The following is a 12,239-nucleotide window of genomic DNA, read 5'->3' on the forward strand; positions in this document are numbered from 1 at the left end:
ATGCTAAGCGCATCGTCACTTTATGCTGCGATTGATTTAGGTTCTAACAGCTTTCATATGTTGGTGGTGCGCGAAGTGTCCGGCAGTATTCAGACCGTCGCGCGAATTAAACGCAAGGTGCGTCTGGCGGCTGGTCTTGATGCGGCCAACCATCTCTCTGCTGAGGCGATGCAGCGCGGCTGGCAGTGCCTGCGTCTGTTCTCCGAACAGTTGCAGGACATTCCCCCGGAACAAATCCGCTTGGTGGCAACCGCCACGCTGCGCATTGCCAGCAACGCGCAGGATTTTCTGACTCAGGCGGAACAGATTCTCGGCTGCGCGGTGAACGTTATCAGCGGCGAGGAAGAAGCGCGCCTTATCTATCAGGGTGTTGCGCACACCACCGGCGGCTCTGACCAGCGGCTGGTGGTCGATATCGGCGGCGGCAGCACCGAGCTGGTGACCGGCGAAGGTGCGCACGCCACTACGCTGTTTAGCCTGTCGATGGGCTGTGTGACCTGGCTGGAGCGCTTCTTCAGCGATCGTCATCTCGCCAAAGAGAACTTTGCCCAGGCCGAACAGGCCGCACGTGAAATGATCCGTCCCATTGCGGCAGCACTGCGAGAGAAAGGCTGGCAGATTTGCGTGGGCGCGTCCGGCACCGTCCAAGCGCTGCAGGAGATCATGGTGGCGCAGGGCATGGATGAGCGCATCACCCTGAGCAAACTGCAGCAGCTTAAGCAGCGTGCCATTCAGTGCGGCAAGCTGGAGGAACTGGAGATTGAAGGGCTGACGCTGGAGCGTACGCTGGTGTTTCCCAGCGGCCTGTCGATTCTGATCGCCATTTTCCACGAGCTGAGCATTGAGAGCATGACGCTGGCCGGCGGCGCACTGCGCGAAGGGCTGGTGTACGGCATGCTGCATCTGCCGATTGACCGCGATATTCGCAGCCGCACGCTGCAGAACGTCCAGCGTCGTTTCGCCATTGATGTTGAGCAGGCGGGCCGCGTACGCCAGCTGGCAGAGAGCTTTTTCCGTCAGGTAAGCAACAGCTGGAAGCTGGATCAGCGATGTCGCGATTTACTCCTCAGCGCCTGTTCAATCCACGAAATTGGCCTGAGCGTCGATTTCCGCCAGGCACCGCAGCACGCCGCGTATCTGATTCGCCATCTCGATCTTCCTGGTTTCACCCCCGCGCAGAAAAAAATGCTGGCCTGCCTGCTGCAGAACCAGAGCGGCAGCATTGATTTGGCGCTGCTGACGCAGCAAAAAGCCGTGCCGCCGCGCATGGCAGAGCGGCTGAGCCGTCTGCTGCGGCTGGCAATTATCTTCTCCAGCCGGCGGCGCGACGACACGCTTCCGGCGGTGCGTCTGCAGACGGATGATGATGCGCTGCATCTGACGCTGCCGGCAGGCTGGCTGGCTGCGCATCCGCTGCGCGCCGAGCTGCTGGAGCAGGAGAGCCATTACCAGTCATATGTGCACTGGCTGCTGACGATTTCCTGATCGAACCTGCTGCGCCGGCTGATGCTGCGTTGAAAAGCGCCCGGCAAATGCGCCTTTGCGCGAGTAAGCTTCGCTTTGCCGGGCGTTTTGCCTCTACGGCGCGCGCAACGGTTTTCGCCAGAGGCCTGACTTGCGGCTCTGACGAAACAATTACCCCTTTTTCGCGTTCTCCAGCATCGCACGTAAGCCGGCGACGCGCGTTTGCCCGGTTTTCACCCGCTCTTCGGCGCTGATCACCTTTTTCTCACGCTCCCATGCCACATCATCCTGCGGCAGTTCCAGCAGGAAGCGGCTCGGTTCCGGACGTACCAGCTCGCCGTACTGACGGCGCTCGCGGCACAGGGTAAAGGTCAGTTCCTTTTGCGCGCGGGTGATGCCCACGTAGGCTAGGCGACGCTCCTCTTCGATGTTGTTCTCATCGATACTGCTCTGATGCGGCAGCAGCCCCTCTTCCATGGCCACCAGATAGACATAGGGGAACTCCAGCCCTTTCGAGGCGTGCAGCGTCATCAGCTGGACCTGATCGAGCTCTTCGTCACTCTCACCGCGCTCCATCATGTCGCGCAGCGTAAAACGCGTCACCACCTGCGCCAGCGTCATCGGCTCGTTAAGTTCGTCGCCCTCCAGCATTTCGGTCATCCACTGAAACAGTGTATTGACGTTCTTCATGCACATTTCCGCCGATTTCGGGCTGGGGGAGGTTTCGAACAGCCAGCTTTCGTAGTCGATGCCGCGAATCAGGTCGCGCACCGCATTCACCGGTTCACGCTCGGTGAGCTGAACGATTTCATTCAGCCAGTGGGTAAAGCGCTGCAGATGCTCCAGCCCGCGCCCGGAAAGCGTCTGTTCCAGCCCCATATCAAAGCTGGCGTTAAACAGGCTTTTGTTGCGCAGATTGGCCCACTCACCCAGCTTCTGCAGTGTCGCCGGGCCGATCTCGCGGCGTGGCGTGTTCACGATGCGCAGAAACGCGCTGTCATCTTCCGGATTCGTCAGCACGCGCAGATAGGCCAGCAAGTCTTTGATTTCCGGCCGCGAGAAAAACGACGTGCCGCCAGAGATGCGATAAGGAATACGGTTCTGCATCAGCAGCTTTTCAAACACGCGCGACTGATGGTTACCGCGATAAAGAATGGCGTAATCTTTGTACTGGGTTTTATTAATAAAGTGATGGGCAATCAGCTCGCCCGCCACGCGCTCGGCTTCGTGAGCTTCGTTGTTGGCGCTCAGCACTTTCAGCTCGCTGCCCTGGCCCAGCTCAGAGAACAGCCGCTTTTCAAACACGTGCGGATTGTTGGCGATGAGGATATTGGCGCATTTAAGAATACGCTGCGTCGAGCGGTAGTTCTGCTCCAGCTTCACCACTTCCAGCGCCGGGAAATCCTCTTTCAGCAGCACCAGGTTCTGCGGCCGCGCGCCGCGCCACGAGTAGATAGACTGATCGTCATCGCCGACCACGGTAAAGCGCGCACGGGCACCGACCAGCAACTTCACCAGCTCATACTGGCTGGTGTTGGTGTCCTGATACTCATCCACCAGCAGATAGCGGATGCGCTGTTGCCAGCGTTCGCGCACCTCCTGATTCCGCTGCAGCAGCAGGGTCGGCAGCAGAATCAGATCGTCGAAATCCAGCACGTTGCAGGCTTTCAGATGCTGATCGTACAGCGCGTAGCTGTGGGCAAAAATCTGGTCGCGCTGTGATTTGGCGAGGCCGGCCGCGCCCTGCGGGTCGACCAGGTCGTTTTTCCAGTTGGAGATGGTGGAAATCAGCTGTTGCAACAGGGTTTTATCTTCTTCCAGCCACTGTTTGGTCAGGTCCTTAAGCAGCGCCAGCTGATCCTGATCGTCGAACAGCGAGAAGGTCGATTTCATGCCGAGCGCCTTGTATTCGCGCTTGATGATCTCCAGGCCCAGCGTGTGGAAGGTTGAGATCATCAGGCCGCGCGCCTCTTTGCGTCCCAGCGTTTGCGCCACGCGTTCTTTCATCTCGCGCGACGCCTTGTTGGTGAAGGTCACCGCCGCGATATGGCGCGCCTGATAGCCGCATTCACGGATCAGATGGGCGATTTTATTGGTGATCACGCGGGTTTTACCGGAACCCGCACCGGCCAGCACCAGACAGGGACCGGTGACAAATTCGACAGCACGTTGTTGGCCGGGATTAAAACGCATAAAAAACATCACTCAATTGAATCAGACAGGAAGATTTACATCGCGCCGTAGGGTGCGCATTGATGCGCACCTGAGCGCAAAGGTCGCCATCAATGGCGACCCTACAACTGACGCGCACTACGCTATAATGCGTCGCACATTATACATAACGGGAACAGCATCATGGCGAAAACCGCGGCGGCTTACATATCCTGGTGAAACAGGAAGCGCAGGCGAAAGCGCTGCTGGCGCAGCTGGAAAAAGGCGCGAACTTTCAGCAACTGGCAAAAAAGCACTCGACCTGCCCGTCCGGGCGTAATGGGGGCGATCTGGGGGAGTTTCGCAAAGGGCAGATGGTGCCGACGTTTGATAAAGCGGTGTTCACCTGCCCGCTGTTGCAACCTTACGGACCGGTGAAAACAGCTTTTGGCTACCACATCATCAAAGTGCTGTGGCGTAACTGATCACTTTTTGCTTTTCATCTGCTGGAGCACGTTGCTGCACTGATTGTCATCGGTGTCGCTCGGTGAAATCAGCGCCAGCAGTGCGACGGCTGCGGCCCCGCGCGCCAGCAGCGAACCGGCTTTAACTCCGGCATCCGGGTTTTTGAAGGTGCCGCGCACATACAGCGGCGAACGCAGCGTAATGATACGAATGCCTTGCTCTCCGGATTGATCGACAGATCCAGTCGCTCATTTGCAAAGTTAGCGTTGCCGGTAACGTTAATCACCGCGTTCTCGGTATCGAAGACAAACAGCCGCGGCGTCGCCAGTCCCTGACGGATATTCAGGTCGGTCGCGGCACAGTTGATGCGCACCTCATCGTCGCCAAACAGTTTACCCACCACATAGTTACCGACGTTCAGCCCAGCAATCTCCATCAGGCTGCGGCTGATCAGGCCATCGTTCATCAACAGTTTCAGTTCGCCATTGCTGGTGCCCAGCAGGTCGGCCACCGAATTGCCGGTGCCGGTCATGCTGGCATCCCCGTTGAGCTGGCCGAGACTACGCTGCATGGCTGTGACATCCGGGAACAGCTGACGCAGTTGCAGCTTGCGCGCATGCAGGTCAGCGCGGCCGCGCATCGGTGAGCGATCGCCCTCCAGATGGATGGTCGAATTAACGCTGCCGCCGGCCATGCCGAAGCGCAGCGGATCCAGCAGCAGGTCGCCATTTTTCAGCTGCAGATGGGTATAGAGATCGCTGAGCGGCAGCTTGCTGCTGTGCTCGATACGCTTGCCGCTGAACTTCACGTCAGCGTCCATCACATCCCAGTTTTTGGTATCGAACTTGTCATGTGGCAACACGCGATCCGCCGGCTGTGTGCTGGCCTCACCGCGCTGCGCTTTGGCCTGCGCCGTTTTTTCACTGCTCTTGCCGGAGTTAACCCCAATCAGCGGCCCGAGGTCCGCCATACGCAGCTGGTTCGACGTCAGCTCGCCGCTTCGCGTCGGACGCGGTTTGCCCTGACGGTAGCTGAGCGAGCCGTGAATATCGCTGTCGCCAATATGACCGTTGAATTTTTCGTAGCGGAACAGCGGCCCTTTCTCTTCGTTGAAGCGCGCAATCAGATGGCCGTCAGTTTCATACTGTGGCGTGTCCGGCAGCAGCACACCGGTCACACCGGTTAAGCCGTACAGATTCGCCAGCGTGTCGCCGGAGAAACGCAGGCGTACATCCAGCCCGCCGAGATTGAGCGGATCCTGCAGGGTGCCATCCACGCGCACACGTGTGGTGCCGTTGCGTACGTCGAGCTGCAACGGGAACTGCGTGGTTCTGCTGCGCAGCGACAACATACCGCCAATCTTACCGTCGCCATCGAGTTTCTGGTTGTTGTAGGTCCCGCTCGCCTGCCAGCCAAACACAAAATCGCCGGCCCCTTTTTGCTGGTCGTTACCGCCCGCGACCTGCGCGTACGGCACCGGTTTACCCAGCGGATTGATCTTCACCGTGACATCGGCTTTGTTGATGGCGTCGCGATAGCGCAGCTGTCCCTGATCGAACAGGATATTATCAAGACGGAATGACCATGCCGAAGGCGGCGCGTTGGGGTCGCTGTTTTCACTGCTGGCGAGGTTGAAGGTCCAGTTATTTTTCTTATCGGCGGTCTGCACCAGTCGCGCATCCGGCTGCTGCATCTTAATCCACGGCAGGTAAATCTCTTTGTGCAGCAGCGCCAGCGGCGCCAGCGTGGCCTCCACCCGCTGCAAATGCACCATCGTCACTTCAGGCACGCTGGGCGGATTATCGAGCATAACATCGTCAGCATGCACCTGCGGCCACAGCACCCAGCTGCGCCAGCCTGGCTCTTCGCGATTGCGCACCCAGGCAACGCCAAGATCGCCGCGAATAGCGAACGGTCGGTTAAGTTCTGCCGAGACGTTCTGGTTGATGGTTGGCTTCCGGCGGTTCCAGTCAAAGGTGGCGATAATCACCACGACCACCACAACCAGCAACAATAAAATCCCGACCACCCAGCTAATTATTTTTCCTGTACGCGACATTTTGCCTCCTCCTTGCCCTTCCACGTCTCCTTAAAGATAGTCGAGACGCGGCAGAACGGAATCACGGAAGCTCAAGTACCAAGTTTTCCAGCTGGTTAAACGGCAGCGGACGTGAAAAATAATAGCCCTGTGCGGCCATGGCGGGCGAGTTGCGTACCTGCTGCCACTCCTCCTCGTTTTCCACCCCTTCGACGATCACGCCGTTACAGTAACGGTTGATCAGCGCCAGCAGCATAAACAGCTCGCGCGACAGTTTGATGTAGTCGTAGCGCAGTTCGGTCAGCGCGGAGAAGTTCGCCATGCCGGACCCAAAGTCATCCAGCCACAGCGGGCCCAGCTCCGGCATCTGCGCCACCATCTCTTCCTGCGGCAGCGCGTGATGCTCAGTCAGTTCGAAGCGCACCCACGGCAACAGGACGATCAGCGCGCGCACGGGCGCATGCTGCTGAATGGCCAGTAACGTGGGGCCATCAATATTGACGGAGGCCACCAGCTGGCGCTGGCTGAAGAAGGAAGCCCACTGTAATAACAGTTCAAGCTGCTCCTGGACGATGTCGAGACGCTGGGCAATGGTCAGCGCCTCGAAATAGTCTTCAGGTGACACGTTTTGCTCAGGTGCGGCGGGATGCACCACTGCGGTAAGCAGTTCAATAGCCAGTAAGCGGCCAGAAACCTGGTAAATCGGCTGGAAAGTGTCGCACCGTTGGCACTGCTGCCAGTAGAGACGGGTTTCCTGTTGTTGCTCAAGTTCGGGAGAAAAAGGCAGCCGATGACTCAAATTCTTCATCACCATGGTGTTTTCCTGGTTGGTATTGAGTGCCTGCAAATAGCATCTCAGTGGCAAGTATCGGCTCTCCCCTGGATAACTTTATTGGTCTGAGCAGCCACACGAGCTGTTGAGTCTAGCAGCGTGTCTGCGGCTTAATCGGCAAAACAACCCCCGGTTTGGCCGCTAAATCGGTGCAGAAGCGCGGTTTTACGCCTTAAGGCAAATTAAAACAGCGTTTTAAAAAACATCGACGACTACCATACCAGACGCGAGACTAGAGCGCAGCATTCACTACAGGCCAAACACCATGACGCAGAAAACCATCGCCATTATTGGCGAATGCATGATTGAGCTGTCCGAAAAAGGTGAGAACATCAAACGCGGCTTTGGCGGCGATACGCTGAACACCGCGGTCTATCTGGCACGTTAAAGCGATCCCAGCCAGCTGCGCGTGGAGTATGTCACCGCGCTTGGCACCGACAGCTTCAGTGACCAGATGATCGCGGCCTGGCAGCAGGAGCACACGCAGCTGGTGCAGCGCCTGCCGGACAAAATGCCCGGGCTTTACTTCATCGAAACCGATGCCCACGGCGAGCGCACCTTTTGGTACTGGCGCAGCGATGCTGCCGCGCGCTTCTGGCTGGATAGCCCGCAGGCCGGGGCCATCTGTCAGCAGCTGGCGCATTATGACTATCTCTACCTGAGCGGCATCAGTCTGGCGATCCTGCCTGACGCCAGCCGCGAAAAGCTCATAGCGCTGCTCAGTGCCTGCCGGCAAAACGGTGGCACCGTGATTTTTGACAACAACTACAGGCCGCGTCTGTGGGCGGATAGCGCCAGTGCGCAGCAGGCTTATGCGGCGATGCTACGCCACACCGATATTGCCTTCCTGACGCTGGATGATGAACACCTGCTGTGGGGCGAACAGCCGCTGGCGGACGTGATTGCGCGCACGCGCGCCGCCGGCGTGCAGGAGATTGTGATCAAACGTGGTGCCGATTCCTGCCTGGTGGCGCGCGGCGACGAGCCGCTGCGTGACGTTGCGGCCATCAAACTGGCTCCGGCGCAGATTGTCGATACCACCGCCGCAGGTGACTCCTTCAGCGCCGGTTATCTGGCAGTGCGCCTCGCGGGTGGCAGCGTGGAGCAGGCCGCAGCGCGCGGCCATCTCACAGCCAGCACGGTCATTCAGCATCGCGGCGCGATTATTTCGCACTGCGCGATGCCAAAAACCGCTTAACACCGCACGCGATTGTCGCGCCGTGCTGCCTGCTACGCGTCGCGACAATTTCCCCTCTGCCCTGACGGCAAATTGATTATTACGCTGAAAAATATCACCGCGAAAATTTGGCTTAATGACGCACGCCATCCAGCCTCCTCTCTGCGTGACGCTCACCACTTTAATGCCGCGAATCAGACTGATTTAAATTCAATGCATTACGACGATAAACCCAACCGCTAGGCATAGTCCGAAACTGGCGACGCCGGCGGTTTTCGGCTGGACGATCGCGCGAAAAAAGACCATGTTTTAATCAACCACAGCAGGAAGCTGTCAGGTCGACCGCGAACACAATAACGACAACATTACTCGCTCAGGACAGATTTATGCACACAGAAATTATCAATATCTGGCCGCACGGCGACGCGCCAGGCGCGAGTGACTCGCGCGCTCAGCCGCAGATCGTCGATTTGGCCAAAGAGTTCGAACCTTACGACCGCGCCGCCACCGGCGTGCGCTGCCCGGAGATGGCGATCTGGCATCCGGAAACCTCAAACGGTATCACCCTGCTGGTGGCACCGGGCGGCGGTTATCAGCGCGTACTGATCGACCGCGAAGGCAGCGCCCTCGCCACCTTTTTCACCTCGATGGGCTACACGCTGGCGGTAATGACCTATCGCCTGCCGTACGACGGCCATCATGAAGGGCCGGATGCGCCGCTGGCCGATGCTGGTGACCGAATGGCTGCGCGCAAAGACCTGATTCCCTTGATACGTTGAACCGCAGCTGCGCTAGCGGCGCGCGTTCATCCCAGTCGCTGACGTAAGCTCCTGAGGATGAACACACGTGCCGCCTTACTGCAGCTCACCTTATTGCGGGGATTCATGCGCCCCGTGTCATGACGAGGGGTGAGCCGGATCGGTCGCGGTCGCGCTGCCATTATTTTCAGGTTTAGCTTCATCCGGGGTAGCAGCGGCAGCAGGCGCATCCGGAACCTTCATGACCTTGTCCCAGCTGTCCTGCAGCATCCTGACGTTGGTTTCGGGCTCACCCTGCGGCTGAATCAGCACCATGGTCAGCTCCTGCGTTAACTGCTGGCGCAGCTCCTGGTTGAGCTGGTCGCGCGTTAACTCGCGGAGAAACGTCTGACGCAGTTTCTGGTACTGCTCCGGCGCGATATCCACCACAGAATTCTGCTGCGAGCGCAGACGTTGCCCCATCAGAATATCGGTGTCGGTGCGCGCATAGGTGGCAAACAGTTTGTTCAGCTCCAGCAGCTTTTGCGCCATCAGCGCATCAAACTCCTCCTGAGGCAGACCTTTGTCACGCACGGTGGCCAGCTCACGCGCCACCTGGTTCAGGTTCTGCGCCAGCGACGCGTTAGGCGAATCCATGTTGATGGCGCACTGTGCACGCTGATACAGCACGCGACAGTCGAAGCCAACCTGCACGTTTTGCGCTTTGCTGTCGGCCAGCGCGCGCTGGACGTGCCAGAACAGCGCTTCGCGTGCCAGATCGCTCTGCCAGTAGCGCTGCAGATTCTGCGAGTCGCGGATCGGTTGCCACGGCGTATCCCATACCAGCGACAGGCGATCCTGCATCATGCCGCCGTTAACCAGGTTGATCGGCTGATGCGGCAGCGGCGACAGCGTGGGCAGCGCCGCGGGCGCCACCCGTTTGCCTTGCAGTGGCGAGAACGCTTTGTTGATCTGCTCCGCCATGCTGCGGCTATCCACGTTGCCCACCACGTACAGCGTCATGCCGTCCGGCGTGTACCACTGCTGGTAAAACGCATTAAGCTGCGCGATATCCACCGGCGCGCGCGGCTGTTCGCTCGGGTCATGCGCCAGCATGGTCGACCCTTTCAGGCGATAGCGCCACCACACATCCTGCGTATTGGGCGGCCAGGTCGCGATGGGATCGGTGGCGGTCAGCGCGGTCGACACCACCTGCTCATTGATGGTCATTTTACCTGCGGTGGCCGCCAGCCAGCTGAGCGCCTCTTTCAGCAGCTCCGGCCGGTTGTTCGGCAGGCTAAGGTTGTATTGGGTGAAATCATAAGATGAGATGGCCGGCGGCAGCGGTCGCTGCGGATCCATCGCCTGTTGCCACAGTGCGCGCTGCTGATTGGTATCCAGCGCGGTGTTATGCACCATCGCCAGACGCGGTAAAAGATGGCTGAACCCGGTTTGCTGGGCGCTTTCCACCAGCGAACCAGTATTAACAATCAGGCGCAGCTCGATGCGATCGCTTGGACGTTGTGGTGTGGTCAGCAGCTGCCAGCTGAAACCATTGTCCAGTTTGCCTTCCTGCCAGGCGGGATCAGGCTGAAGTGCTTCGGCGTGGACGCCGAAGCCAGATGCCGCAAGCAGCCATCCGCCAACCAAAAGCCGAATTCTGGTGCCCTGCATGTTGAACCCCTACTCAAACAGATAAACGCTCGTGCGCGCCATAGGCGGCCGCTTTTCAGCGAACCACGGCGGCAGGCTGCCGCCACGTTTATTCAACGACAGACTCTTTGTCCACAGGAAGGCCAGGATGTCGCGCGACGAGGAAAAAAATCGGGAAAAAAATCAATGGGGTTATTATGCAAATGCCCGCTGTCAGGGCAAGCGACAGCGGGCATTTCACGACAAATTAACGCAAATAGAGGATTACGCGCTGGTCTGTGAAGCGTTATTGACCTTTTTCGCTGAAGAAAGCTGCGCTTCATCCAGCTGGCCGACCCACTTCGCCACCACCACGGTCGCCACACCGTTACCCACCAGGTTGGTGAGCGCACGGGCTTCCGACATGAAGCGGTCAATCCCGAGAATTAGCGCCAGACCGGCCACCGGAAGATGTCCCACCGCCGACAGCGTGGCCGCCAGCACGATTAAAGCCACTGCCGGTCACCCCTGCCGCGCCTTTGGAGGAGAGCAGCAGCACCACTAACAGCGTGATCTGGTGGAAGACATCCATGTGTGCTTTGGTCGCCTGAGCGATAAACACCGCCGCCATGGTCAGGTAAATCGACGTGCCATCGAGGTTGAACGAGTACCCGGTTGGAATCACCAGCCCGACCACCGATTTCTTACAGCCCAGCTTCTCCATCTTATCCAGCATGCGCGGCAGCGCCGACTCGGACGAAGACGTTCCTAGTACAATCAGCAGCTCTTCTTTGATGTAGGCAAGATGTTGAAGCCGGCCCAGCGGGCAATAATGCCCAGCACAATCACCACAAACAGTACGCAGGTGATGTAGAAGCAGATAATCAGCTGACCGAGCTGCACCAGGGATCCGACACCATATTTACCGATGGTGAACGCCATGGCGCCAAACGCACCAATCGGCGCCAGACGCATGATCATGTTGATCACGCCGAAAATAACCTTCGAGAAGCTCTCGATGACGTTGAACATCACGGTGCCGGCATTACCGAGGCGATGCAGGGCAAAGCCAAACAGGATAGCGAACAGCAGCACCAGCAGGATGTTACCGCTGGCGAAGGCACCGACCACGCTGTTCGGGATCACGTCCAGCAGGAAGGCAATCACGCCCTGCTGCTCAGCCTGCTGCGCGTAGACCGCAACCGCTTTGGCATCCAGCGTCGCCGGATCGACTTTCATCCCCGCGACCGGCTGGATCACGTTGATCACCACCAGACCGATAATCAGCGCGATGGTGCTGACAATTTCGAAATAGAGCAGCGCCACTGCGCCGGTCCGTCCAACAGCTTTCATGCTCTCCATGCCGGCAATACCGGTCACCACCGTACAGAAAATCACGGGGGCGATGATCATCTTGATCAGCTTAACGAAGCCATCGCCAAGCGGCTTCATTTGCGCGCCTAACTCAGGGTAGTAGTAGCCTAACAGGATGCCGATGGCAACCAGTACCTGAAAGTAGAGGCTTTTGAACAGTTTCATAACAGGTGTCCAAGTATAGACGGCATTCACCGCCATTGTTATGGAGAAACGCATGCTGCAAGCCGCCTGGAAGCGTATGACCTTACCGATGGCGAGGAAAATAACACTCTGTTAACAGGATTAGTATACCCTTACATTCATTACAAAATTTACAAAACTCTAACTATGAACTGAAACGCTTCATCACCCCATAACGGTGCAATT

5 protein-coding genes and 4 pseudogenes are annotated in these 12,239 nt (G+C 58.2%); 4 read left to right on the forward strand and 5 right to left on the reverse strand.

Going from position 1 to position 12,239, the window contains the following annotated elements; translation table 11 throughout:
* On the forward strand, nt 1-1,485 hold the full coding sequence (gene gppA / locus AC6I8M_RS19580) for a guanosine-5'-triphosphate,3'-diphosphate diphosphatase (protein WP_010617927.1): 1,485 nt from the start codon (nt 1-3) through the stop codon (nt 1,483-1,485).
* A gap of 150 nt (nt 1,486-1,635) precedes the next feature.
* On the opposite strand, the gene rep is transcribed toward gppA, so the two are convergent.
* On the reverse strand, nt 1,636-3,657 hold the full coding sequence (gene rep, locus AC6I8M_RS19585) for a DNA helicase Rep (protein ID WP_010617926.1): 2,022 nt from the start codon (nt 3,655-3,657) through the stop codon (nt 1,636-1,638).
* A gap of 188 nt (nt 3,658-3,845) precedes the next feature.
* On the opposite strand from rep, the gene ppiC reads away from it, so the two are divergent.
* Nucleotides 3,846-4,100: a peptidylprolyl isomerase PpiC gene (gene ppiC, locus AC6I8M_RS19590; RefSeq protein WP_041387159.1), complete on the forward strand. Its 255-nt coding sequence runs from the start codon at nt 3,846-3,848 to the stop codon at nt 4,098-4,100.
* Here ppiC and AC6I8M_RS19595 read toward each other — a convergent pair.
* Together AC6I8M_RS19595 and pdeH are read right to left on the reverse strand one after the other, a co-directional pair.
* A pseudogene (locus AC6I8M_RS19595) lies at nt 4,101-6,139 on the reverse strand (AsmA family protein).
* Nucleotides 6,140-6,200: 61 nt separating this feature from the next.
* Entirely contained in the window at nt 6,201-6,932 is a 732-nt protein-coding gene (gene pdeH, locus AC6I8M_RS19600) for a cyclic-guanylate-specific phosphodiesterase (protein WP_041387544.1), read from the reverse strand.
* A gap of 283 nt (nt 6,933-7,215) precedes the next feature.
* Here pdeH and kdgK point away from each other — a divergent pair.
* Nucleotides 7,216-8,148, forward strand: a pseudogene (gene kdgK / locus AC6I8M_RS19605) (2-dehydro-3-deoxygluconokinase).
* Between the two features lie 365 nt (nt 8,149-8,513).
* Nucleotides 8,514-8,885: pseudogene (locus AC6I8M_RS19610) on the forward strand (alpha/beta hydrolase); the annotation flags it as partial.
* Between the two features lie 138 nt (nt 8,886-9,023).
* Here the strand turns inward: AC6I8M_RS19610 and AC6I8M_RS19615 are convergent.
* A complete protein-coding gene (locus tag AC6I8M_RS19615; protein ID WP_022548026.1) occupies nt 9,024-10,538 on the reverse strand; it encodes a M16 family metallopeptidase in 1,515 nt (504 codons plus the stop codon).
* Between the two features lie 243 nt (nt 10,539-10,781).
* Nucleotides 10,782-12,035 (reverse strand): annotated as a pseudogene (locus tag AC6I8M_RS19620) (dicarboxylate/amino acid:cation symporter).
* Between the last annotated feature and the right edge of the window lie 204 nt (nt 12,036-12,239).

It is taken from the genome of Type-A symbiont of Plautia stali, from assembly GCF_059731155.1.